Origin of the sequence: Enterobacter sp. FB, assembly GCF_000805795.1 — a bacterium.
Taxonomy (GTDB): Bacteria; Pseudomonadota; Gammaproteobacteria; order Enterobacterales; family Enterobacteriaceae; genus Enterobacter; species Enterobacter roggenkampii.
In genome coordinates this window covers 1,079,157-1,101,922 of sequence record NZ_JSZC01000013.1, presented here as the reverse complement: position 1 = coordinate 1,101,922, position 22,766 = coordinate 1,079,157, and the positions used below count along the sequence as shown (strand labels likewise).

General features: G+C 55.7%; 25 protein-coding genes. 17 read left to right on the top strand and 8 right to left on the bottom strand.

Features of this window, described 5'->3' with window-relative positions; translation table 11 throughout:
- Positions 1-27: 27 nt before the first annotated feature.
- Positions 28-1,068: an oxidoreductase gene (locus PI91_RS12190; RefSeq protein ID WP_039266204.1), complete on the bottom strand. Its 1,041-nt coding sequence runs from the start codon at positions 1,066-1,068 to the stop codon at positions 28-30.
- Positions 1,069-1,311: 243 nt separating this feature from the next.
- On the opposite strand from PI91_RS12190, the gene blr reads away from it, so the two are divergent.
- From blr to gstA, 12 genes are all read left to right on the top strand, one after another.
- Positions 1,312-1,437, top strand: a complete 126-nt coding sequence (gene blr, locus PI91_RS12185; RefSeq protein WP_198527868.1) for a division septum protein Blr — start codon at positions 1,312-1,314, stop codon at positions 1,435-1,437.
- A gap of 231 nt (positions 1,438-1,668) precedes the next feature.
- Complete coding sequence (ydgT, locus tag PI91_RS12180; RefSeq protein ID WP_006174966.1) at positions 1,669-1,884, top strand: transcription modulator YdgT; 216 nt, start codon at positions 1,669-1,671, stop codon at positions 1,882-1,884.
- Positions 1,885-1,970: 86 nt separating this feature from the next.
- Positions 1,971-2,411: a DUF2569 domain-containing protein gene (locus PI91_RS12175; protein ID WP_008500563.1), complete on the top strand. Its 441-nt coding sequence runs from the start codon at positions 1,971-1,973 to the stop codon at positions 2,409-2,411.
- 76 nt (positions 2,412-2,487) lie between these two features.
- On the top strand, positions 2,488-3,069 hold the full coding sequence (rsxA, locus tag PI91_RS12170; RefSeq protein WP_008500564.1) for an electron transport complex subunit RsxA: 582 nt from the start codon (positions 2,488-2,490) through the stop codon (positions 3,067-3,069).
- Positions 3,069-3,647, top strand: a complete 579-nt coding sequence (gene rsxB, locus PI91_RS12165) for an electron transport complex subunit RsxB (protein WP_008500565.1) — start codon at positions 3,069-3,071, stop codon at positions 3,645-3,647. Before rsxA ends, rsxB begins: the two co-directional genes overlap by 1 nt.
- The gene (gene rsxC, locus PI91_RS12160; protein WP_039266203.1) at positions 3,640-5,661 is read left to right on the top strand and encodes an electron transport complex subunit RsxC; all 2,022 of its coding nucleotides are present in this window, start codon (positions 3,640-3,642) and stop codon (positions 5,659-5,661) included. The genes rsxB and rsxC overlap by 8 nt, the downstream gene beginning before the upstream one ends.
- Positions 5,662-6,714, top strand: coding sequence for an electron transport complex subunit RsxD (gene rsxD, locus PI91_RS12155; RefSeq protein WP_008500567.1), 1,053 nt, complete (start codon positions 5,662-5,664; stop codon positions 6,712-6,714).
- Between the two features lie 10 nt (positions 6,715-6,724).
- Positions 6,725-7,345 carry an electron transport complex subunit RsxG gene (gene rsxG, locus PI91_RS12150; protein WP_039266202.1) on the top strand — a complete coding sequence of 207 codons (621 nt, stop codon included), beginning with the start codon at positions 6,725-6,727 and terminating at the stop codon, positions 7,343-7,345.
- A 2-nt stretch (positions 7,346-7,347) separates the two neighbouring features.
- On the top strand, positions 7,348-8,034 hold the full coding sequence (locus PI91_RS12145) for an electron transport complex subunit E (protein ID WP_008500569.1): 687 nt from the start codon (positions 7,348-7,350) through the stop codon (positions 8,032-8,034).
- The gene (gene nth, locus PI91_RS12140; protein WP_008500570.1) at positions 8,031-8,666 is read left to right on the top strand and encodes an endonuclease III; all 636 of its coding nucleotides are present in this window, start codon (positions 8,031-8,033) and stop codon (positions 8,664-8,666) included. The genes PI91_RS12145 and nth overlap by 4 nt, the downstream gene beginning before the upstream one ends.
- A gap of 592 nt (positions 8,667-9,258) precedes the next feature.
- Positions 9,259-10,767: a dipeptide/tripeptide permease DtpA gene (dtpA, locus tag PI91_RS12135; protein ID WP_008500571.1), complete on the top strand. Its 1,509-nt coding sequence runs from the start codon at positions 9,259-9,261 to the stop codon at positions 10,765-10,767.
- A gap of 105 nt (positions 10,768-10,872) precedes the next feature.
- Positions 10,873-11,478: a glutathione transferase GstA gene (gene gstA / locus PI91_RS12130; protein WP_008500572.1), complete on the top strand. Its 606-nt coding sequence runs from the start codon at positions 10,873-10,875 to the stop codon at positions 11,476-11,478.
- Positions 11,479-11,568: 90 nt separating this feature from the next.
- Here the strand turns inward: gstA and pdxY are convergent, their stop codons facing one another.
- From pdxY to anmK, 5 genes are all read right to left on the bottom strand, one after another.
- Positions 11,569-12,429 carry a pyridoxal kinase PdxY gene (gene pdxY / locus PI91_RS12125; RefSeq protein ID WP_039266201.1) on the bottom strand — a complete coding sequence of 287 codons (861 nt, stop codon included), beginning with the start codon at positions 12,427-12,429 and terminating at the stop codon, positions 11,569-11,571.
- A 66-nt stretch (positions 12,430-12,495) separates the two neighbouring features.
- On the bottom strand, positions 12,496-13,770 hold the full coding sequence (tyrS, locus tag PI91_RS12120; protein ID WP_008500574.1) for a tyrosine--tRNA ligase: 1,275 nt from the start codon (positions 13,768-13,770) through the stop codon (positions 12,496-12,498).
- 125 nt (positions 13,771-13,895) lie between these two features.
- Positions 13,896-14,552, bottom strand: coding sequence for a pyridoxamine 5'-phosphate oxidase (gene pdxH / locus PI91_RS12115; protein ID WP_008500575.1), 657 nt, complete (start codon positions 14,550-14,552; stop codon positions 13,896-13,898).
- A 57-nt stretch (positions 14,553-14,609) separates the two neighbouring features.
- Positions 14,610-14,939, bottom strand: a complete 330-nt coding sequence (gene mliC / locus PI91_RS12110) for a C-type lysozyme inhibitor (RefSeq protein WP_085930290.1) — start codon at positions 14,937-14,939, stop codon at positions 14,610-14,612.
- A gap of 87 nt (positions 14,940-15,026) precedes the next feature.
- Complete coding sequence (gene anmK, locus PI91_RS12105; protein WP_021241136.1) at positions 15,027-16,151, bottom strand: anhydro-N-acetylmuramic acid kinase; 1,125 nt, start codon at positions 16,149-16,151, stop codon at positions 15,027-15,029.
- Positions 16,152-16,406: 255 nt separating this feature from the next.
- On the opposite strand from anmK, the gene slyB reads away from it, so the two are divergent.
- Complete coding sequence (gene slyB / locus PI91_RS12100) at positions 16,407-16,874, top strand: outer membrane lipoprotein SlyB (protein ID WP_008500578.1); 468 nt, start codon at positions 16,407-16,409, stop codon at positions 16,872-16,874.
- A 199-nt stretch (positions 16,875-17,073) separates the two neighbouring features.
- Positions 17,074-18,435 (top strand): GGDEF domain-containing protein, encoded by a 1,362-nt coding sequence (locus PI91_RS12095; protein ID WP_039266200.1) that lies wholly within the window; start codon positions 17,074-17,076, stop codon positions 18,433-18,435.
- 35 nt (positions 18,436-18,470) lie between these two features.
- On the opposite strand, the gene slyA is transcribed toward PI91_RS12095, so the two are convergent.
- On the bottom strand, positions 18,471-18,911 hold the full coding sequence (gene slyA / locus PI91_RS12090; RefSeq protein ID WP_021241135.1) for a transcriptional regulator SlyA: 441 nt from the start codon (positions 18,909-18,911) through the stop codon (positions 18,471-18,473).
- 185 nt (positions 18,912-19,096) lie between these two features.
- On the opposite strand from slyA, the gene PI91_RS12085 reads away from it, so the two are divergent.
- From PI91_RS12085 to PI91_RS12075, 3 genes are read left to right on the top strand one after another with little or no spacing between them, the layout of a single operon-like run.
- Complete coding sequence (locus tag PI91_RS12085) at positions 19,097-19,333, top strand: DUF1656 domain-containing protein (RefSeq protein ID WP_039266199.1); 237 nt, start codon at positions 19,097-19,099, stop codon at positions 19,331-19,333.
- Positions 19,334-19,335: 2 nt separating this feature from the next.
- Positions 19,336-20,196, top strand: coding sequence for an HlyD family secretion protein (locus PI91_RS12080; RefSeq protein ID WP_023292627.1), 861 nt, complete (start codon positions 19,336-19,338; stop codon positions 20,194-20,196).
- A complete protein-coding gene (locus tag PI91_RS12075; protein WP_023292628.1) occupies positions 20,196-22,229 on the top strand; it encodes an FUSC family protein in 2,034 nt (677 codons plus the stop codon). The genes PI91_RS12080 and PI91_RS12075 overlap by 1 nt, the downstream gene beginning before the upstream one ends.
- Here PI91_RS12075 and sodC read toward each other — a convergent pair.
- Entirely contained in the window at positions 22,208-22,726 is a 519-nt protein-coding gene (sodC, locus tag PI91_RS12070; protein WP_008500584.1) for a superoxide dismutase [Cu-Zn] SodC, read from the bottom strand. The genes PI91_RS12075 and sodC overlap by 22 nt on opposite strands.
- Positions 22,727-22,766: the final 40 nt, after the last annotated feature.

The window sequence follows — 22,766 nt, the reverse complement described above, 5'->3', positions numbered from 1 at the left end:
TTACCCGGCCTACAAAATATTAAAAAACTATGCCAGACAGAGCGTCGCGCGATGTTTGGCAGATTCGATCCCCAGCTCAATCAGCTCCATAATCTGTATTGCCTGGCTGGCCGGAACCGGATTCTCTCCCGTGCCGTTCAGCGCATCGCGGATAGCGGCATAATACGCCGGATAGTTACCCGGTATCGTCAGCAAGGTCTCCTCGACCAGCTCGTCGCCTTCCACCCGCGTGACGACGCCGTCGCGCATATCATAGCCCCAGTCTTCCTGCGGCAGACGCTCACCGTTTTTCAGCCTGTCTTCCTGCGGATCGAGACCAAACTTCACGTAGCTGCCTCGCGTGCCGTGAATAATGTAACGGGCAGATTCTGCCGCCGCGACCATCGTCCCGTGCAGCACAATTCGCCGCTGCGGATAGCTGAGCACCGCGTGGAAGTAATCGGTCGTCTGCGCACCGGGCCTGAGCTGGGCCAGATCGACCGTCATGCTCACCGGCAGGCCAAAGAGATTGACGGCCTGATCCAGCAGATGCGGGGCTAAATCATACCAGATACCGCTGCCAGGACCGGCCTGCTCGCGCCAGCGGTTTCGTACCTGCGGGCGAAAGCGGTCAAAGTGCGACTCAAAAAAGAGGATCTCCCCTAACGTACCTTCACTGAGAAGCCGTTTTACCGTCAGAAAATCACTGTCCCAGCGGCGGTTATGGAACACCGACAGCAGCCTGCCCAGACTCTTTGCCAGCGCATCCAGCTCGCGAGCTTGTGACAGTGTCACGGTAAAGGGCTTATCGATAACCACATGCTTTCCGGCTTCCAGCGCGGCCTTTGCCAGCGGAAAGTGGGTATCGTTCGGCGTGGGAATGACGATTAAATCAATGTTTGGATCGTTGAAAAGATGTTTTGGCTCGGAGACAACCGGCACAGAAGGCCAGTCTGCATGGACTTTAGCAGCGTCGCTGCTGGATACCGCCGCCAGCGCCATCCCCGGCGTCCCGGCTATCAGAGGCGCATGAAACGTTTTGCTCGCGTACCCGTAACCAATAAGCCCAACGCGGATATTATCACTCATAGTGTCATCCTCTTTTAAGTCGTTCTTATTTCACACTGGCTAGTCTGGCATTAGCACGGATTAATAATGTGCCGTATGACGTAAAATAGCAGGTTATACGGATTGTTTTTGTTACATAGTATTAACCTACTGATTTTGTTTAAGGGAACCGTTCCCAAAGCCCTTGCCGTCAGAGAAACGTCGCTGTAACATTTGCGCCCTGTCTTTATGGATAAAGTACAATTACACATCATGACGTCAATTATTAATCGAATCATTGAATTAGCGGGATGGATTGTCCTTGGGGTGTCGGTCATTTTGCTGGGCGTTGCCAGCCATATCGATAACTACCAGCCGCCGGAGCATGTCACCGTCGCTCAACCTAAGTAACCGGTTACTGCAATAAAGAGTGACATAATATGTCAGTTACTTATTGCCAGCCCTGGTGAACACGGTTAACCTTCTCTTCCAGGCATCGTCTGATGCCTGAATTTCAGCAAAGAAAACTCCTAATTTCGTCGCGTTACCTGAGTGGGCTGTTTACGTCTTTATTAATCCGTTTATTATTCGAACGAATTACCTTAACTGGTATTACTCACTTTTATATGGAAACTTATTAATATGACAGTTCAGGACTATTTATTAAAATTTCGCAAGATCAATTCGCTTGAGAGCCTGGAAAAACTGTTTGACCATCTGAACTACACCCTGTCGGATAATCAGGAAATCATTAATATGTATCGCGCCGCTGACCATCGCCGTGCGGAGCTGGTCTCCGGTGGCCGTTTGTTCAACGTCGGCGAAGTGCCAAAGTCCGTGTGGCGTTACGTTTTATAAGAAAGTAGCCATCCGCGCGAAATGTTATATACTCTCCGCCCTGCCAACTGGCTGTACAACATTTCGCGCAGATTATGGGAGAGTTCATGACCGCAACGCCTGGAGAACGCATTGGAGGCTGGTTAATCGCCCCACTGGCATGGCTGCTGGTTGCCTTATTAAGCGCATCACTTGCGCTACTGCTTTATACCACCGCACTGATTACCCCTCACGCCATTCAGACCCTGTTGTCGCAAAGCGTGCCTAATATTGCTTTGTGGTTTGTGTCGTTCGTTTTCGCGATCGGGATGTGGTACTACACGCTGTGGCTGACCATCGCCTTCTTTAAGCGCCGTAAGAATGTGCCTAAGCACTACATTATCTGGCTGCTGGTTTCGGTCCTGCTGGCGGTGAAGGCGTTTGCTTTTTCGCCCGTTTCAGACGCGCTGGCCGTTCGTCAGCTGCTTTTCCCGTTGCTGGCCGCGGCGCTGCTGGTGCCCTACTTCAAGCGTTCGACGCGGGTGAAAAACACCTTCGTGAACCCGTAATAACCCTACAGATAACCTGTTGTCGCCTGCCTGGGTTTGTCCGATAATAGGCGGCTTTTTTATTTCAGGCTAAATAATGACCGATTACTTACTGCTCTTTGTCGGCACCGTGCTGGTTAACAACTTCGTTCTGGTGAAGTTCCTTGGCCTGTGCCCGTTTATGGGCGTTTCCAAAAAGCTGGAAACGGCAATGGGTATGGGGCTGGCGACGACCTTCGTCATGACGCTGGCGTCCATCTGCGCGTGGTGGATTGATACCTGGATCCTCATCCCGCTGGGGTTAACCTATCTCCGTACGCTGGCCTTTATTCTGGTTATCGCGGTGGTGGTGCAGTTTACCGAAATGGTGGTGCGCAAAACCAGCCCGGCGCTCTATCGCCTGCTGGGCATCTTCCTGCCGCTGATCACCACTAACTGCGCCGTTCTCGGCGTGGCGCTACTGAACATCAACCTGGGCCATAACTTTATGCAATCGGCGCTGTATGGTTTTTCTGCGGCTGTCGGTTTCTCTCTGGTCATGGTGCTGTTTGCCTCTATTCGCGAGCGCCTGGCAGCAGCGGATATTCCTGCGCCCTTCCGCGGTAACGCGATTGCGCTGGTCACCGCCGGTTTAATGTCTCTGGCCTTTATGGGCTTTAGTGGTCTGGTGAAGTTGTAATGAATGCTATCTGGATTGCCATCGCCTCTATCAGCGTCCTGGGGTTGGTGTTTGGCCTTATCCTGGGTTACGCCTCCCGCCGTTTCGCGGTAGAGGACGATCCCGTTGTTGAGAAAATTGATGAGCTTCTGCCGCAAAGCCAGTGCGGGCAGTGTGGCTACCCGGGCTGCCGCCCTTACGCTGAAGCGGTAGGCATCCAGGGCGAAAAAATTAACCGCTGCGCCCCCGGCGGCGAAGCAGTCATGCTGAAAATTGCCGCCCTGCTTAACGTTGATCCGCAGCCGGTTGATGGCGACGCGGACGTGCAGGAGCCGGTCCGCGCGCTGGCCGTGATCGACGAAGCGAACTGCATCGGCTGTACCAAATGTATTCAGGCCTGCCCGGTCGACGCCATTGTTGGCGCCACGCGCGCCATGCACACCGTGGTGGCGGACCTGTGCACCGGCTGTAACCTCTGCGTAGCCCCCTGCCCGACGCAATGTATCGAGCTGCGCCCGGTTGAAACGACTACCGAAAGCTGGAAATGGGATCTTCAAACCATTCCGGTTCGCAATATTCCTGTGGAACAACATGCTTAAGTTATTTTCTGCTTTCAGAAAAGAGAAGATTTGGGACTTTGACGGCGGTATTCACCCACCGGAGATGAAAACCCAGTCTAACGGCACGCCGCTGCGTCAAATACCGCTGGCGACCCGTTTCGTCATGCCGCTCAAGCAGCACATTGGCGCTGAGGGTGAGCTGTGCGTGAAAGAAGGCGATACGGTTCTTCGCGGTCAGCCGCTGACCTTTGGTCGCGGACGTATGCTGCCGGTGCACGCCCCCACCTCCGGTAAGGTGGTCGCCATCGCGCCTCATACGGTGCCGCATCCGTCAGCGCTCTCAGAGCTGAGCGTGATTATTGAAGCCGACGGCGAAGACCGCTGGATCGACCGCGATGGCTGGAGCGACTACCGCTCCCGCAGCCGCGAGGCGCTTATCGAGCGCATTCATCAGTTCGGCGTTGCTGGCCTGGGTGGCGCAGGCTTCCCGACCGGCGTCAAGCTGCGCGGCGGTGGCGATAACATTCAGACGCTGATTATCAACGCCGCCGAATGCGAGCCGTACATCACCGCCGACGATCGTCTGATGCAGGACTGCGCCGCCCAGGTGGTGGAAGGCATCCGCATCCTCGCGCACATTCTGCAGCCGCGGGAAGTGCTGATCGGTATCGAAGACAATAAACCGCAGGCTATCTCAATGCTGCGCGCCGTGCTGGCGGGCAGTCACGATATTAGCCTGCGCGTTATCCCGACCAAATACCCCTCTGGCGGTGCTAAACAGCTGACGCAAATTCTCACCGGTAAGCAGGTTCCGCACGGCGGACGCTCTTCAGATATCGGCGTGCTGATGCAGAACGTCGGGACCGCGTACGCCGTGAAGCGCGCGGTGATCGACGGCGAGCCGCTGACCGAACGCGTGGTAACGCTGACCGGGGAAGCGGTCTCTCGTCCGGGCAACGTCTGGGCGCGTCTGGGTACGCCGGTGCGTCACCTGCTGGAGCAGGCTGAGTTTTGCCCGTCAAGCGACCAGATGGTGATTATGGGCGGCCCCCTGATGGGCTTTACCCTGCCGTGGCTCGATGTGCCGGTAGTCAAAATCACCAACTGCCTGCTCGCCCCTTCCCCGACCGAGATGGGTGAAGAGCAGGAAGAAAAAGGCTGTATTCGCTGCAGCGCCTGTGCCGACGCCTGCCCGGCGGATCTGCTTCCGCAGCAGCTGTACTGGTACAGCAAAGGCCAGCTGCACGACAAGGCGACAGCCCATAACCTGGCCGACTGCATCGAATGCGGCGCCTGCGCCTGGGTCTGCCCTAGCAACATTCCTCTGGTGCAGTATTTCCGCCAGGAGAAGGCGGAAATTTATGCCATCTCCATGGAAGAAAAACGCGCGGCGGAAGCCAAGGCACGCTTTGAAGCGCGCCAGGCGCGACTGGAGCGTGAAAAAATCGCCCGTCAGGAGCGCCATAAGCAGGCCGCCGTTCAGCCCGGGGAGAAAGATCAGGATGCGATTAATGCCGCACTGGCCCGCGTTCGCGAGAAAAAAGCGACCGCGGCGCAGCCTGTGGTGATCCCGGCTGGCGAGAAGCCGGACAACAGCGAAGCCATTGCGGCGCGTGAAGCGCGTAAAGCTCAGGCCCGCGCCCGTCAGGCTGAAAAAGCGCAAACGGTCCAGGCAGAGACGGAGATCGACCCGCGTAAAGCCGCCGTTGAGGCGGCGATAGCCCGCGCTAAAGCCCGCAAAGCCGGTGAGCAAAGCGTGGTGGTTGAGCAGGAAGCGGTCGACCCTCGCAAAGCGGCCGTTGAGGCGGCGATTGCCCGTGCCAAAGCCCGCAAAGCGGCGCAGCAGACGCCAACCGCAGAACCCGACGCGCCGGTCGATCCGCGTAAAGCCGCCGTCGAAGCGGCGATTGCCCGCGCTAAAGCCCGCAAAGCGGCGCAGCAGGATGAGCAGCCGCAGGCCGCCAACGATGACCCGCGCAAAGCCGCCGTCGCCGCCGCCATTGCGCGCGTTCAGGCAAAGAAAGCCGCACAGCAAGCAGTTAACGAGGATTAAATGGTTTTCAGAATCGCAAGCTCCCCTTACACCCACAATCAGCGCCAGACATCGCGCATTATGATGCTGGTCTGCCTGGCGGCGCTGCCGGGCATTGCCGTTCAGTGCTGGTTTTTCGGCTGGGGAACCCTGTTCCAGATAATCCTGGGCTGTGCCAGCGCCTTAGCGGCGGAAGCCCTTGTCCTTAAGCTGCGCAAGGCGGCGGTCTCCCGCATTCTGGCCGATAACTCCGCGCTGCTGACCGGGCTGCTGCTGGCGATCAGTATCCCGCCGTTTGCTCCATGGTGGATGGTGGTCCTCGGCACCGTGTTTGCGGTGATCATTGCCAAACAGCTGTATGGTGGACTGGGCCATAACCCGTTTAACCCGGCGATGATTGGCTACGTGGTACTGCTGATCTCCTTCCCGGTACAGATGACCAGCTGGCTGCCACCGCACGAGATTGCGGCCACGGTTCCGGGCTTCATGGATGCTCTGCACGTGATCTTTACCGGCCATACGGCGCTCGGTGCCGATATGAACGCGCTGCGCATGGGCGTGGACGGGATCAGCCAGGCGACGCCGCTTGATACCTTTAAAACGTCCCTGCATGCCGGGCACAGCGTTGAGCAGATCATGAAATCCGCCATCTACAGCGGCGTACTGGCGGGTGCCGGCTGGCAGTGGGTCAACCTGGCGTATCTGCTGGGCGGCCTGTTCCTGCTGCAGCAGAAAGCCATCCGCTGGCATATTCCGGTCAGCTTCCTCGTGACGCTGGCGGTCTGCGCCACGCTGGGCTGGGTATTCTCTCCTGAATCACTGGCCAGCCCGCAGCTGCACCTGCTCTCCGGGGCGACCATGCTGGGTGCCTTCTTTATCCTGACGGATCCGGTGACGGCCTCAACGACTAACCGCGGGCGCCTGATCTTCGGCGCGCTGGCAGGCCTGCTGGTCTGGCTCATCCGCAGCTTTGGCGGGTACCCGGACGGCGTGGCTTTTGCCGTCCTGCTTGCCAACATTACCGTTCCGCTCATCGACTATTACACGCGTCCGCGCGTGTACGGCCATCGCTAAGGGTCTCGCCATGTTCAAAACGATGCAAAAACACGGCGTCACGCTGGCTGTCTTCGCCGCGGTCCTGACAGGGCTGACGGCGCTGGTTAATGCGCTGACCAAAACGACCATCGAAGAGCAGGCCTCGAAGCAGCAAAAGGCGCTGTTCGATCAGGTGATCCCGGCGGAATTCTACGATAACGACCTGCAAAAAAGCTGCTTTGTGGTAGACGCGCCGCAGCTTGGGAAAGGCCCGCACCGCCTCTTTATTGCCCGCAAAGGGGATAAACCGGTCGGCGCAGTGATGGAAGCGACGGCGCCTGACGGCTATTCCGGTGCCATTCAGCTGCTTGTGGGCAGTGATTTCTCCGGCACCATACTGGGCACTCGCGTGACGGAACACCATGAAACGCCGGGTCTTGGCGATAAAATTGAAACCCGTCTGAGCGACTGGATTTTGCACTTTGCCGGTAAAGTGATCCATGGCGAAGGTGATACCGCGTTTGCGGTGAAGAAAGATGGCGGCGAGTTCGACCAGTTCACCGGGGCGACCATCACCCCACGTGCGGTGGTGAATGCCGTAAAACGAGCCGGGCTGTACGCTGAAACGCTGCCCGCGCAAATCAACAATCTTGCGGCCTGTGAGGAGTAATCATGAGCCAGGTTAAAGAGGTTATTGTCCAGGGGTTGTGGAAAAACAACTCCGCGCTGGTTCAGCTTCTGGGGATGTGCCCACTGCTGGCGGTGACATCCACCGCCACCAACGCGCTCGGTCTGGGTCTGGCAACCACGCTGGTATTGACCCTGACCAACCTCTCCATCTCTGCCCTGCGCCGCTGGACGCCGTCGGAAATTCGTATTCCTATTTACGTCATGATCATTGCGTCGGTGGTCAGTATTGTTCAGATGCTGATTAACGCCTACGCGTTTGGTCTGTACCAGTCGCTCGGGATCTTCATTCCCCTTATCGTAACCAACTGTATCGTGGTCGGGCGTGCGGAAGCCTTTGCGGTGAAAAACAGTCCGGCCATGTCGGCGCTGGACGGTTTTTCTATTGGCATGGGTGCCACCTGCGCCATGTTCGTGCTGGGCTCGCTGCGCGAGATCCTCGGCAACGGTACGCTGTTTGACGGCGCTGATGCGCTGCTGGGCGGCTGGGCCAAAGCGCTGCGTATTGAAGTGTTCCACACCGATACGCCATTCCTGCTGGCGATGCTGCCGCCCGGCGCGTTTATTGGCCTTGGCATGATGCTGGCGATAAAATACCTGATTGATGAGAAACGTAAGCGCCGCGCGGCTGAGCGCAGCGTTCTGGAAGGGACACCCGAGAAGGCCTCATGAATAAAGAAAAGCGCATTGCGATCCTGACCCGTCTGCGGGACGAGAACCCGCACCCGACGACGGAGCTGAATTTTACCTCCCCGTTTGAGCTGCTGATCGCCGTGTTGCTCTCTGCACAGGCGACCGACGTGAGCGTCAATAAAGCCACCGCCCTGCTCTATCCGGTCGCCAATACGCCGAAGGCCATGCTGGAGCTGGGCGTGGAAGGCGTGAAGTCCTATATCAAAACCATCGGCCTGTTTAACAGCAAAGCCGAGAACGTCATCAAGACCTGCCGAATTTTGCTGGAGCAGCACGGAGGCGAAGTGCCGGAAGACCGTGCCGCGCTGGAAGCCTTACCGGGCGTGGGGCGTAAAACGGCGAACGTGGTGCTCAATACCGCGTTTGGCTGGCCCACTATCGCCGTCGATACGCATATCTTTCGCGTCTCTAACCGGACCAACTTCGCGCCGGGAAAAAATGTCGAGCAGGTCGAAGAGAAGCTGCTGAAAGTGGTTCCGGCAGAATTTAAGGTTGATTGCCATCACTGGCTGATTCTGCACGGTCGTTACACATGTATTGCCCGTAAGCCTCGCTGCGGCTCCTGCATTATTGAAGATCTCTGCGAATACAAAGAAAAAGTGTACCCCTGAGGCATCTCAATCCCCTGACTAAAGAAGGGCTTTCAAACGCTCTTCTTTTGACCGTTATTTGTCCGCCTTTCGTTTCGCCTCACCTGTCACTTATTCGGCTCTTTAACGCTGAAACAGGTTAATACTTTTTTCATAGCCGAAAATTTCTATACATCTGTGATCGCGATCACCCTGATAACTTCATGTTGTATTTTTGTTGTCAAAATCGACCTAAACCCTTTATCTGACAAGACACTCCTCTTTCTTTGCCGACGATAAGACCAGCTATTTTTCAGAATATGGGCTATATCACTGCCACAAGCGGCAAATAGCAGAACATATCGCCAACTGCCCGTACTGACCGGTGATTACCAGTCGAAAAAACTACCTTTACTCAGCGTATGAAATTTAACGCTGAATAACATTTGCATGAACCGACGATTATACCACTCAGGATATATGTAACAGATTATTACAAACGTATTGCCAGATGGGGCAGGATAGTGAACATTACCCGCCGTTTCTCCTCCCAATATAACTATAAGGCGTATGGACTACGGCCATCACGCTATGAACACCCCCGTTAATATGGGATGTAAAAAAAGAGGTATATGTGTCGACTGCAAACAATAAACCAACAGATGAAAGCGTGAGTCTGAACGCTTTTAAACAACCTAAAGCGTTCTATCTCATCTTCTCTATCGAGTTATGGGAGCGTTTTGGTTACTACGGCCTGCAAGGGATCATGGCGGTTTACCTGGTGAAACAGCTGGGTATGTCCGAAGCCGATTCCATCACGCTGTTCTCCTCCTTCAGTGCCCTGGTCTATGGTCTGGTTGCTATCGGCGGCTGGCTGGGTGATAAAGTTCTGGGTACTAAGCGCGTCATTATGCTGGGCGCCATTGTTCTGGCGATTGGCTATGGACTGGTAGCATGGTCAGGGCATGATGCCGCTGTCGTGTATATGGGCATGGCCACGATCGCCGTGGGTAACGGTCTGTTCAAAGCGAACCCGTCTTCCCTGCTCTCTACCTGCTACAGCAAAGATGACCCGCGTCTGGACGGTGCATTTACCATGTACTACATGTCCATCAACATCGGTTCGTTCTTCTCGATGCTGGCAACCCCATGGCTCGCAGCAAAATTCGGCTGGAGCGTGGCGTTTGCACTGAGCTTCGTCGGTATGCTGATCACCGTGGTGAACTTCCTGTTCTGCCGCAGCTGGGTTAAAAACTACGGTTCAAAACCAGACTTCGAGCCTGTGCATATGGGCAAACTGCTGGCGACCATCGTAGGCGTTGTGGTCCTGGCGGCCATCGCTACCTGGCTGCTGCACAACCAGGGTATCGCACGTGCCGTTCTGGGCGTTGTGGCGCTGGGTATCGTGGTTATCTTCGCGAAAGAAGCATTCGCTATGCAGGGTGCTGCCCGTCGTAAGATGATCGTGGCCTTCATTCTGATGCTGGAAGCGATTATCTTCTTCGTGCTGTACAGCCAGATGCCAACCTCTCTGAACTTCTTCGCCATTCGTAACGTTGAGCACTCTATTCTGGGCATCGCGTTCGAACCGGAGCAGTATCAGGCACTGAACCCGTTCTGGATCATGATTGGTAGCCCGATTCTGGCCGCGATCTATAACAAGATGGGCGACCGTCTGCCAATGCCGCACAAGTTTGCTATCGGTATGGTGCTGTGTTCCGGCGCGTTCCTGGTGCTGCCGCTGGGTACCAAATTTGCTACCGACGCCGGTATCGTATCCGTTAACTGGCTGATCCTGAGCTACGCGCTGCAGTCTATCGGCGAACTGATGATCTCTGGTCTGGGTCTGGCAATGGTTGCACAGCTGGTTCCGCAGCGTCTGATGGGCTTCATTATGGGTAGCTGGTTCCTGACCACTGCCGGTGCAGCAATTATCGCCGGTAAGATTGCGAACCTGATGGCCGTGCCGGAAAACGTCACTGACCCACTGGTTTCCCTGAACGTCTACGGTACCGTGTTCATGCAGATTGGTATCGCGACTGCCGTTATTGCCGCTCTGATGCTGCTGACCGCACCGAAACTGAATCGCATGACTCAGGACGACGACAAGACCGCTAAGGCGACCAAAACCGCTACTGCGTGAAATCCGTGAGAAACGACTGACCAGAAGCCGCTAATTGATTAGCGGCTTTTTTTTTATCCGTTTGCGCACTAACATAGCTGAAACCTCAGCGAAAAGGAGTTACCGATGAAACTGTTCTACAAACCGGGCGCGTGCTCTCTTGCTTCCCATATCACCCTGCGCGAGAGCGGCAAAGATTTCACGCTGGACGGCGTTGATCTGATGAAAAAACGTCTGGAAAACGGCGATGACTTTCTTGCCATTAACCCGAAAGGACAGGTTCCGGCGCTCCTGCTGGATGACGGTACCCTGCTGACCGAAGGCGTGGCGATTATGCAGTTCCTGGCCGATAGCGTGCCCGATCGCCAGCTGCTGGCCCCGGTCAGTACGATTTCTCGCTATAAAACGCTGGAATGGCTGAACTACATTGCCACCGAGCTGCACAAAGGCTTTACGCCGCTGTTCCGCCCGGATACGCCGGAAGAGTTTAAGCCGACCCTGCGCGCCCTGCTGGAGAAAAAGCTGCAGTACGTTAACGAATCGCTGAAAGACGAACAGTGGATTGGCGGCTCGCGCTTCACGATCGCTGATGCGTACCTGTTCACCGTGCTGCGCTGGGCACGTGCGGTTAAGCTGAATCTGGAAGGGTTAGACCACATTGCATCGTATATGAAACGCGTGGCTGAACGTCCTGCGGTGGCTGCAGCGCTGAAAGCGGAAGGGTTGAATTAACCGAGCAGACTGTGTTGCCGGGTGGCGCTGACGCTTACCCGGCCTACGAATTCCCTAGACCCGTGCAAGCGCAGCGCCACCCGGCATCGTTTAAAGCTGGGTTGCGCTGAAATAGTGCTCCGGCTTCGCGATACGATCCTGTGCCGCGACCACCTGCAGTTCATATTCCTGCATCTCTTTCGTCGCAATCATAATTTCGTACACCGCTGCCGTAACGTGCTCCAGGGCATCCCTCACCGTTGCACCCTGAAGCAGTTTCACCAGCAGCAGCCCGCTGGTCACATCGCCCACGCCCACCGGCTGACGCGGGCCAAAATCCACCAGCGGACGGCTGATATGCCAGGCATCCTCTTTCGTCACCAGCAGCATCTCAAAGCGATCCTGGCTTAGCCCTGCGCGCGCGAGGTGTTTTACCAGCACAACCTCAGGCCCCTGCGCGATCAGCTCGCGTGACGCGCTTACGGCCTCTTCTACGCTGTTAACCGGATGCTCGCAGAGAATTTCCAGTTCGACCAGGTTTGGCGCAATGATATCGCTGGCGGGCAGCGCATGGCGAACGTGGAATTCTGCCACGCCTGGCGCCACGATACAGCCTTTCTCCGGGTGGCCCATAACGGGGTCGCAGAAGTACTTTGCCGACGGGTTGGCAGCCTTTACCTGACGCACGATGCCGAGGATATGTTCCCCCTGCTCCGCTGAACCAAGATAACCGCTCAATACGGCGTCACAGCGCTTGAGCTGGCCGATATCGGCAATGCCCTGCACCACCTCGGTGAGGTGCGAAGGCGGCATCACGCAGCCGGCCCATTTGCCATACTGCGTGTGGTTAGAGAACTGAACGGTATTGAGGGGCCAGACGTTGACGCCGAGGCGGCGCATCGGGAATTCCGCAGCGCTGTTGCCAGCATGTCCAAAAACAACGTGGGACTGAATGGCGAGGATGTTCTTCATTTTATGCTTACCAAACCCTGAAAAAACAAAAGGGGCGTGGTTTCCCACGCCCCTCGAGACTGTTAATTATTTCCAGCAGACAAGGCAGTAGTTTTTCTTACCGCGACGCAGCAGGGTGTAGCGGCCATACAGACGGTCGCCATCAACAAAGGTGTATTCCGGGTCAGCCTGCTTTTCACCGTTGATGGTGATCGCGTTTGAGGCGATGGTTTTACGCGCCTGACCGCGGGAAGGCTGCAGCTCAGAATCCACCAGCGCCTGCATCAGGTCAGCCCCTTTCTCCATCTCAACCATTGGCACGCCGTCCTGCGCCAGCTGTTCGAAGTCCGCTTCGCTCAGATCGCTCAGGGTACCGTTGAACAGGCTTGCAGTAATGCGTTTTGCCGCGGCCAGACCTTCTTCACCGTGAACCAGTTTGGTCACTTCATCTGCCAGCACGTACTGCGCGCGTGGCGCTTTACCGCTGTTCTTGTCTTCTTCTTCCAGCGCATTGATGTCTTCAATATCCATAAAGGTGAAGAACTTCAGGAAGCGATAAACATCGGCATCCGCCGTGTTGATCCAGAACTGGTAGAATTTGTACGGGCTGGTTTTCTTCGGATCGAGCCATACCGCACCGCCTTCGGTTTTACCAAATTTGGTACCGTCTGCTTTGGTAATCAGCGGAACGGTCAGACCAAAGACCTGATTCTGGTGCAGGCGACGGGTCAGGTCGATACCGGAGGTGATATTACCCCACTGGTCAGAACCGCCAATCTGCAGGGAAACACCGTGCAGTTTGTTCAGGCAGGCAAAGTCATAGCCCTGCAGCAGGTTGTAGGAGAACTCGGTAAAGGAGATACCCTGGTCGTCACGGTTCAGACGCTGCTTCACGGCCTCTTTGTTAATCATCTGGTTAACAGAGAAGTGCTTGCCGATGTCGCGCAGGAAGGTCAGCACGTTCATGCTGCCAAACCAGTCGTAGTTGTTCGCGGCAATCGCGGCGTTATCGCCACAGTTGAAGTCGAGGAACGGTGCAACCTGTTTGCGGATCTTATCGACCCACTCCTGCACGGTATCTTCGGTGTTCAGTTTACGCTCAGCGGCTTTAAAGCTTGGGTCACCAATCAGACCGGTCGCGCCGCCCACCAGGGCAACAGGCTTATGGCCCGCCATCTGGAAGCGTTTCAGGCATAACAATGGAACAAGATGCCCCAAATGCAAGCTGTCAGCGGTGGGATCGAAGCCGCAATAGAGCGCGATCGGGCCTTGCGCCAGTCGCTCTGCTAACGCTTCCTCGTCCGTCACCTGGGCCACGAGGCCCCGCTCTTGCAATTGTTTAATCAAGTTACTGCTTGCCATCAAATTCTCCATGTATAAACGACTGCACCTTTGCCGGTACACGACTTTTCGCCTGATGCGAAAGGACCATAGAATAAAGCGCAAGCGCGGTGTGCGCTAGCGCTTAAATCAACAAATTTCGGGGATTACGGCGCCAGTCTGTCGATTTTCCAGCCGCCATTCTCGCGCTGGTATAAAAAGCGGTCGTGCAGGCGATGTTCGCCCCCCTGCCAGAATTCGATTTGCTCAATCGGGATGCGGAAACCACCCCAGAAGCTCGGCAGCGGGATTTCACCCTGCTGGAACTTCTGCTTCAGCTCGAGGAATTTACTTTCCAGCACGCCGCGGGCGGAAATGCGGCTGGACTGTTTTGATACCCAGGCGCCAATCTGGCTGTCACGCGGACGACTGTGGAAATACTTCACCACTTCCAGCGTCGAGAGACGTTCCGCTTTGCCGGTCACCATGACCTGACGTTCCAGCATGTGCCATGGGAACAGCAGGCTGATACGCGGATTGTTTTCCAGATGGTGCGCTTTGCGGCTGCCAAGGTTGGTATAGAACACCAGCCCTTTCTCGTCATAATGCTTGAGCAATACGATACGCTGATACGGTTGGCCGTTTTCATCTACCGTTGCGACAACCATCGCCGTTGGGTCGGCAAGTTTCGCTTCGCAGGCCTGTTTCAGCCAGCGTTCAAAAAGCACGAGGGGCTCAGCGGGAAGATCCTGGCGACGCAGGCCGCCTTTGGTGTATTCACGGCGCAGATGCGCAATTTGCTGCAGTTCGTCGTTATCTGACATGGCGTTAGCTGACATTGAGAGTGGGTGGCGCTATTGTGCGCCGCCCCTGTAAAAATCTCAACGCTTGGGATTTTCGAGCTGGCAATTGTTCAGCACAATACGGTCGCGTTTGTAGACCGTAGCGCTGTCGCCTTTCGACCAGAAGACATAGATACCGTCGGTGTAGCGTGCGCCCGAGGCCGAAATGCCCTGCTTCAGCGTCAGCAATTTATTGTCGTAAACAAAACTGGCTTCCTGGCGCGGATTGTTCAGCTTCACGGTCAGCGGTTTTTCGTCGCAGCGATACTCCAGGGTATCGGTCTGCATGCGCTCAACGAGCTGATTGTAGACGCTGCATCCTGACAGCAGCAAAGGGGCGGCAATAAGAAGAAGTTTTTTCATGGGCATATTCCGAAGACTATCCTGGTCCTGGAGGGCATGGCTGCCCCCCTGTTTCGTTCCATTCTAACGACGACGCGCCGCGCTGAATTTCAGTTAACTCTGATTATGACGCGGATTTGCCGGGAAAATCGCCCCTAGCACGCTCGCCTCGCGCGCGCCGGTGACCGACGGTAAATTGCCCGGCAGCCCGGCAACGGTGCGCCAGGCAAGCCAGGCAAAGGCCAGCGCCTCCATATCATCACCGCTGATGCCGGCCTCATCGGTCGTCGACACTTCGGTACCCGGCAGCAGCCCCGCAAGACGCGCCATCACCAGCGGGTTACGGCTTCCCCCGCCGCACACCAGCAGGCGTTCACATCCGCCGCTAAGCAGCACCTGTTCAGAAATCGACACGGCCGTAAGCTCGGCAAGCGTCGCCTGAACATCCTGCGGCGCGAGCGCCGGGAAAGACGCCAGCTGGCGCTCAAGCCAGCCAAAGTTGAAATATTCACGCCCCGTGCTTTTCGGTGCCGGTAAGGCAAAATAAGGATCGCTCAGCATGGACTGCAGCAGCGGGAGAATCACCTTACCCTCACTCGCCCACTCCGCGTTTTTATCATACGGTTGACCGCACTGACGCCAGATCCAGGCATCCATTAACATATTGCCCGGGCCGGTATCGTAGCCCCGGACCGGCTGCCCCGGAATAAGCATCGACAGATTGGCGATCCCACCAATGTTGAGCACCATGCGCCGTTCTGAAGGGTGCGCCAGTAGTGCCTGATGAAACGCGGGCACCAGCGGTGCGCCCTGTCCGCCAAGGGCTATATCGCGACGACGGAAATCGCCGACCACCGTGACGCCCGTTTTCGCCACAATCTGGTTGTTATCGCCGATTTGCAGGGTGTGCGGGGCATCGCCGATGGGTTCATGCCAGACCGTTTGTCCGTGACACCCGATGGCCACCACATCCTGCGGACGAAGATGTTCTTTTTGCATCAAAGCCTGCACCGCATCCGCAAACAGCGCCCCCAGGCGGACATCCAGCTGTCCAAGCTGCGAAAGGGTCAGCTGCTGCCCCTGACAGATACTGAGAATATCCTCTTTCAGTGAAAGGGGGATTGGCCAGGTCAGGCTCGCCTGCTGCGCCACCATGTTCTCATCAATGGCAGCCAGAACGACATCTACCCCATCCAGACTGGTGCCTGACATCACACCAATGTAGCGACCCGATTTCATGCGCTTTCCTTACGTTGCGTGGGCTAAGGATATCCACTCAACCATAAACGGCGTCGCTTTGCCATCCGGCAATAATATTTTTTAACAATGTCAGACGGGTAGCGTGGGCGGATCCTGTTTATGTCTCGTTAAGTCAAATTCAAGTACAATTTTCCTATTGTTAGTGCAAAGATATGAACGATGGCCCCTTATGCCATATAATTTAGCCATAACGGATGCCCCCCATCGGGCGTTTTTGGTGAACAGGAGATTCAAATGATTTTACGTGTACTGGGCGTTTCGCTGATTGGTTTAACTCTGGCTGGCTGTGTGAATGACAGTTCACTTTCTGGCGACGTGTATAGCGCTTCTGAAGCGAAACAGGTTCAGAACGTGACTTACGGTACCGTTGTTAACGCACGCCCTGTACAGATTCAGGGTGGTGATGAAAACAACGTGATGGGCGCCATCGGCGGTGCCGTTCTGGGTGGTTTCCTGGGTAATACCGTCGGCGGCGGTACGGGCCGTTCTCTGGCAACAGCCGCAGGCGCAGTGGCCGGTGGTGTAGCAGGCCAGGGTGTTCAGGGTGCGATGAACAAAACCCAGGGCGTCGAGCTGGAAATTCGTAAAGACGACGGCAGCACCATTATGGTTGTTCAGAAACAAGGCAGCACCCGCTTCTCCGCAGGTCAGCGCGTTGTGCTGGCAAGCAACGGAAGCCAGGTGACCGTTTCTCCACGTTAATTAAAAATGGATGTGGCCATTGGGCCACATCCATTTACAATATACATCACTTATACGAATATTTTTACAAAATATATTCACCACACAAATATTTAATCTCATCGTATATTGTCTCCGCGCAAAGTATTTATTGCATTACTTGCTTAGACTCTTCGCAATTACCTCTTCATAATTTATTTCTCATTTTGTAAAAACTTATATGCTTGCGAATAGTCGTTGTCTAAAAGGTCGTTATATCTCGTTCTGTTTCGGTTGCCTTGTCGTCATCGGAATATTACAAGCTCTCTTTTCAAAAGTGGTTGAATGGGTTCCCTCCTTCTCGCCTCTTTTGTTCCCTACGCTCACCATTTTTTTACTCGTGTTTCACCTGTTTATTGCCTGCTTTATGGCAATGAAATACTGGTGTGATAAGCGGCGGCTCTATCTGATTGCGATCGCCTTTGCCTTTGCCGGTTCGGCACTGTTGATGGTCGGAACGCTGTCCAGCTTTCCAGCGTGGCTGAACCTCTATCAGTTCAACGTCGTGAACTACAACGATGCGATGATCTACTTTATGTTCCGCCACTTTTTAATGGCGGTGTTGTTCATCGTTGCGGCAATACTCTATCCTACGCGCGATTACCCCTTTTCACGGTTGGCGCATATCTCAATTGTGAGCGGGGCGTTTCTCTTTACCGCCTGCGTTGTGGGACTGGCCTGGATATATTCCAGTCACTCGCCCTTGTTATCCATTGACCTGGTTGATAACGAAACCCGTCAGTTTATGGTGCTCTGGAGCCAATGCATAAATATTTCTTTAATTGTCTTCTGGGTGGTTTCATTAGTAACGCTGATGTTTGTCACGCGCGTGCGCAATTTATTCTGGGTAGGCGGAAATTTCCTGTGCGTTTGCTATATCGTCACGCTCGCCATGCTGTTAGTAGGCGGACATGCTGAAGATATATCGTGGTATCGCGCCCGGCTATTTGAAACCGTCGCTACGCTGATGATTATTTTTGTACTGCTCTACGACGTCTTCATGCTGTACCGTGATTCCCATTTAAAATATCAGCAGTCATATCAAAATTCGATTCGCGATCCGCTTACGCGCCTGTATAACCGTAGCTATTTTTATGAATCGTTAAACCAGGCGCTGGACATGGCGAAACCCAGCCGCCCAGTTTCGGTTATCGTCAGCGATCTCGACCGCTTCAAGCGTATCAACGATAACTATGGCCACCTTCAGGGAGACAAAGTCTTACAGTTTGTCGCCAATCTGCTGATGGATTCCGTACGCCCGCAGGACATCGCGGCTCGAATCGGCGGTGAGGAGTTTGTGCTGATGCTGGCCAACACCTCTTCAGATGCAGCCCACCAAGTGGCGGAACGTATTCGGTTGAAGCTAAGCAGCTTTGATAAAACCAGCAGCGGAGGGCAGCTACCTGAGCCGATTACCATCAGCATGGGAGTATTTACGGCGACGTCATCGTCCGTGACCGCAGAAGCGTGCGTGGAGAGTGCCGACAAGGCGATGTATGAAGCGAAGGAGACAGGCCGTAATCGAGTGGTGGTCTTTAAGTAAAAAAAGGCCTTGCTGCTGCAAGGCCTTAGTGTTGATCAGTCGCGAGACTGTAGCTCATGGATGTTTTGCTCAAGGCGAGCAATGAGGCTAATGAGCATTTCCAGCTCCGCCGGTGAAACGCCTGAAAGGATTTCACCGCGCGTTTTGGTAATCACAGCTTCCATTTCAGTAATGATAGGCGCCGCTTTCTCAGTGAGTTTTATCCGCTTGGCGCGACGATCGCTGGCGCAGGTTTGTCGGGAGATCAGCCCCTTCTCTTCCAGCTGGTCAAGCGTGCGCACCAGTGACGGTTGCTCAATGCCTATCGCTTTTGCCAGTTGAATTTGCGACTGGTCGGGCGGCAGCTGATGAATGTTGTGCAGCGTGACCCAATGCGTCTGCGTCAATTCCAGAGGTTTCAGGCGATGGTCAATCAGAGCACGCCAGACGCGTACCAACCTTGCCAGATCAGAACCTAATGGCGATTCCAATTTCATCTCCTTATAATTAGCTTGCTAAGTTATTATACTGATTTAGAATAGTGTGCAGCATTTGTAATGGCAAAACAAATGCAATACTGCATTCATCTAACTCAAAAGTATGACTTACACTGAATTGTGATGCTTCTTTATACTCAGACAAGCCAACACGGCATTCTGTTCACTGCAAAGGATCTCTGCTCGTGACCTTTTTTCATCGCTCAGAGGGTTTACCCCTCCAGGACCTGATCTTCGGTGCGTCAGTCTACTTTCCCCCTCTGTTTAAAGCCGTGCTGGTGGGCTTTATTCTTTGGCTCATCGCGCATCGCCTGCTTCGCGACTGGATGTACTCCGGCGAAATCTGGCATCCCATGCTGATGGATCTCTCCCTGTTTGCCCTCTCCGTGTGCCTGGGCCTTGCTGTTCTGATCGTGTGGTGACTATGCCCCTGAAAACGCTGAAGTACTTTTCCACCCTGTTTGTTCTGGTCCTTGCGCTGGTCGCCGGATGGTGGCTCTGGAATTATTACATGCAGTCACCCTGGACGCGTGACGGTAAGATTCGCGCTGAGCAGGTCAGCATTACCCCGCAGGTATCGGGAAGCATTACGTCGCTGCTGGTTAAGGATAACCAGTACGTTAAAAAGGGAGAGGTTTTATTCCGAATCGACGACACGCCGTACCATATCGCGATTCTGAATGCCCAGGCGCAGCTGGCAAAAGCCCAGTCTGATCTGGCAAAGGCCAACAACGAGGCCAACCGCCGCCGTCACCTGTCGCAAAACTACATCTCCGCGGAAGATTTAGACACCGCCAACCTCAACGTTAAGGCGATGCAGGCGAGCGTCAACGTGGCTGAGGCGACGCTGAAGCAGGCGCAGTGGGAGCTAACCCAAACCGTGATTACCGCCCCTGTCGATGGATGGGTGACCAACCTTTCCGCCCGCGTGGGTAACTATGCCACCACGGGACAGCCCGTTTTCGCTCTGGTCGACAGCCACTCCTTCTACGTAGTGGGCTACTTCGAAGAGACCAAGCTTCGGCATATTCGCGAGGGATCGCCAGCAGCGATTACGCTGTACAGCGGCTCGCAAAGGTTACAGGGTCACGTCTCCAGCATTGGTCGCGCCATTTACGATCAAAGCGTTGAAACAGATTCCGGCCTGGTGCCGGATATCAAGCCGAACGTCCCCTGGGTGCGTCTCGCTCAACGCGTGCCTGTTCGCGTGGAGTTTGACCATTTACCGCAGGGCATCACGCTGGTATCCGGCACCACCTGCACTGTCTCCATCGGAACCCCTTAATGAAGCTGCAGGCGCTCTCCTGGCAAAACTCGCCGTGGATGAAAGCGACGCGTCCTCAGTGGCGCTACGCGCTGCGTAACGGCATTGCCATGTGTCTGGCGCTGACCGTCGCCTATTACCTGAACCTGGATGAGCCCTACTGGGCGATGACCTCTGCCGCAGTGGTGAGTTTTCCCACCGTTGGTGGGGTGATCAGTAAAAGCCTTGGGCGTATCGCCGGCAGCCTGCTGGGTGCCACGGCGGCGTTAATTATCGCCGGCCACACGCTGAACGACCCATGGCTGTTCCTGCTGAGCATGGCGGCATGGCTGGGATGCTGTACCTGGGCCTGCGCCCATTTCACCAACAACGTCGCCTACGCTTTCCAGCTGGCGGGCTATACCGCCGCCATTATTGCCTTCCCGGTGGTGAATGTGCTCGATACCACCGAGCTGTGGGATATTGCACAGGCGCGCGTCTGCGAAGTGATTGTCGGGATCCTCTGCGGCGGATTTATGATGATGATCCTCCCCAGCACTTCCGACGGCACCGCACTCATCACCGCCCTTAAAACCATGCACACCCGGTTGCTTGAACACGCGAGCCTGCTGTGGCAACCGGATACCAGCGATGAGATCCGTCTCGCCCATGAAAAGGTGATAGGACAGATCCTGACAATGAATCTGCTGCGTATTCAGGCGTTCTGGAGCCACTACCGCTTTCGCCGTCAGAACACCCTGCTTAATTATTTACTGCACCAGCAGCTGCGCATGACCAGCGCCATTTCCAGCCTGCGCCGGATGCTGCTCAACTGGCCGACGCCGCCGGAAAACACGCGCGCGGTGATTGAAACGCTGCTCGCGACCCTTGCGCGCCCGGATGCAGACATCTACACGGTCGCGCGAATAATCGCCCCGCTCGCCCCGGTGGATGAATATGATTATCGCCATCGCGCCTTCTGGCAGCGGTTGAATTACTTTTGCCGCCTCTACCTGCGCAGCAGCCGCTGGATTAACGCGGTAGAGAACGCCACCCCGGTTACGGAGTTCAACGTTCCCGGGAGCCCGGCTCTCGCCCGCCATACTGACTACCTGGAGGCGCTGTGGAGCGGTTTTCGCACCTTTTGCGCGCTGATGCTGGTAGGCGCGTGGAGTATCACCACGCAGTGGGAGTCCGGTACGGCGGCCCTGACGCTCGCCGCCATCAGCTGCGTGCTTTACTCCGTCGCGGCCTCGCCGTTTAACTCGCTGACGCTCCTGCTGCGCACCCTGGTGCTGCTGTCGCTGTTCAGTTTCGTGGTGAAGTTTGGCCTGATGGTGCAGATAAGCGATCTCTGGCAGTTCCTGCTGTTCCTCTTTCCGCTGTTGACCACCATGCAGCTACTCAAGCTGCAGATGCCGAAGCTGGCGGGCCTTTGGGGACAGCTGATTGTCTTTATGGGCTCGTTTATCTCCGTGACGAATCCACCGGTGTACGATTACGCCGATTTTCTCAATGACAACCTCGCAAAGATCCTTGGCGTGGGGCTGGCGTGGCTGGCCTTCGCGGTGCTGCGTCCCGGCTCCGATGCCCGCAAAAGCCGCAGGCATATCCGGGAGTTACGCCGGGGGTTTGTCGATCAGCTCAGCCGCAAACCGCATCTTCGTGAGAGTGAATATGAATCGCTGGTTTATCATCACGTCAGCCAGCTCAATAACAGCCAGGACGCGCTTTCCCGGCGCTGGCTGCTGCGCTGGGGCGTGGTGCTGCTGAACTGCTCGCACGTGGTCTGGCAGCTTCGCGGGTGGGAAACGCGTTCCGACCCGCTGTCGCAGGTGCGTGACGTTTGCATCTCCCTGCTGCGCGATGTCATGAGCGAACGCGGGGTCCAGCAGCGGCCGCTGGAAGCCACGCTGAATGAACTGCAGCGGATCTGCGATACGCTTGCACGACATCATCTCCCCGCCGCCCGCGATTTGGCCTCGATAATCTGGCGGCTGCACTGCTCGCTGTCGCAGCTGGAACAGGCACCACCGCCGGGTACGATTGGGGATCAGATCACGCCGCAGGCATAACGCGCCCCGCCGCCGCCAAGCGGTTTAGGCTGATCGGACATATTGTCGCCGCCGACGTGGATCATCAGCGCTTTGCCTTTCACCTCATCCAGCTTTTTCAGACGCGGCGCGACAACGGGATCGGTGGCTTTACCGTCGTTATTGACCACCAGCACGGGCAGATCGCCCAGATGTCCCATGCCTTCGGGGCCCTCATGCTTGCCGGAGTGCTGCGGGTCAAGGTGACCGCCTGCCGCTTCCGCAGCCGACGGTTTCCCCTCTTTTAACGCGGGCTGACAGCTTCCTTTGGCGTGAACATGAAAACCATGCTCACCGGGAGGGAGTGCTTTAAGATTCGGGGCGAACTCCAGTCCTTTATCGGTTTCCGTGATTTTCACCGTACCGATGGACTGACCCACACCCTGAGAGGTGACGAGATTCATTTCCACTTCGTCGCTGGCTGCCTGCGCCCCTGCGCAAACAACCAGCGCGACCATTGCCAGAGCAAAACGCTTCATATGACCTCCGCTGGTTATTTTTTGCCCCTTAAGTGTATAC

Excerpts from the sequence above, each read along its gene's own strand:
- PI91_RS12190 (WP_039266204.1), bottom strand. The coding sequence starts at position 1,068 with ATGAGTGATAATATCCGCGTTGGGCTTATTGGTTACGGGTACGCGAGC.
- ydgT (WP_006174966.1), top strand. The coding sequence starts at position 1,669 with ATGACAGTTCAGGACTATTTATTAAAATTTCGCAAGATCAATTCGCTT.
- PI91_RS12175 (WP_008500563.1), top strand. The coding sequence starts at position 1,971 with ATGACCGCAACGCCTGGAGAACGCATTGGAGGCTGGTTAATCGCCCCA.
- rsxA (WP_008500564.1), top strand. The coding sequence starts at position 2,488 with ATGACCGATTACTTACTGCTCTTTGTCGGCACCGTGCTGGTTAACAAC.
- rsxB (WP_008500565.1), top strand. The coding sequence starts at position 3,069 with ATGAATGCTATCTGGATTGCCATCGCCTCTATCAGCGTCCTGGGGTTG.
- rsxC (WP_039266203.1), top strand. The coding sequence starts at position 3,640 with ATGCTTAAGTTATTTTCTGCTTTCAGAAAAGAGAAGATTTGGGACTTT.
- rsxD (WP_008500567.1), top strand. The coding sequence starts at position 5,662 with ATGGTTTTCAGAATCGCAAGCTCCCCTTACACCCACAATCAGCGCCAG.
- rsxG (WP_039266202.1), top strand. The coding sequence starts at position 6,725 with ATGTTCAAAACGATGCAAAAACACGGCGTCACGCTGGCTGTCTTCGCC.
- PI91_RS12145 (WP_008500569.1), top strand. The coding sequence starts at position 7,348 with ATGAGCCAGGTTAAAGAGGTTATTGTCCAGGGGTTGTGGAAAAACAAC.
- nth (WP_008500570.1), top strand. The coding sequence starts at position 8,031 with ATGAATAAAGAAAAGCGCATTGCGATCCTGACCCGTCTGCGGGACGAG.
- gstA (WP_008500572.1), top strand. The coding sequence starts at position 10,873 with ATGAAACTGTTCTACAAACCGGGCGCGTGCTCTCTTGCTTCCCATATC.
- pdxY (WP_039266201.1), bottom strand. The coding sequence starts at position 12,429 with ATGAAGAACATCCTCGCCATTCAGTCCCACGTTGTTTTTGGACATGCT.
- tyrS (WP_008500574.1), bottom strand. The coding sequence starts at position 13,770 with ATGGCAAGCAGTAACTTGATTAAACAATTGCAAGAGCGGGGCCTCGTG.
- pdxH (WP_008500575.1), bottom strand. The coding sequence starts at position 14,552 with ATGTCAGATAACGACGAACTGCAGCAAATTGCGCATCTGCGCCGTGAA.
- mliC (WP_085930290.1), bottom strand. The coding sequence starts at position 14,939 with ATGCCCATGAAAAAACTTCTTCTTATTGCCGCCCCTTTGCTGCTGTCA.
- anmK (WP_021241136.1), bottom strand. The coding sequence starts at position 16,151 with ATGAAATCGGGTCGCTACATTGGTGTGATGTCAGGCACCAGTCTGGAT.
- slyB (WP_008500578.1), top strand. The coding sequence starts at position 16,407 with ATGATTTTACGTGTACTGGGCGTTTCGCTGATTGGTTTAACTCTGGCT.
- PI91_RS12095 (WP_039266200.1), top strand. The coding sequence starts at position 17,074 with ATGCTTGCGAATAGTCGTTGTCTAAAAGGTCGTTATATCTCGTTCTGT.
- slyA (WP_021241135.1), bottom strand. The coding sequence starts at position 18,911 with ATGAAATTGGAATCGCCATTAGGTTCTGATCTGGCAAGGTTGGTACGC.
- PI91_RS12080 (WP_023292627.1), top strand. The coding sequence starts at position 19,336 with ATGCCCCTGAAAACGCTGAAGTACTTTTCCACCCTGTTTGTTCTGGTC.
- PI91_RS12075 (WP_023292628.1), top strand. The coding sequence starts at position 20,196 with ATGAAGCTGCAGGCGCTCTCCTGGCAAAACTCGCCGTGGATGAAAGCG.
- sodC (WP_008500584.1), bottom strand. The coding sequence starts at position 22,726 with ATGAAGCGTTTTGCTCTGGCAATGGTCGCGCTGGTTGTTTGCGCAGGG.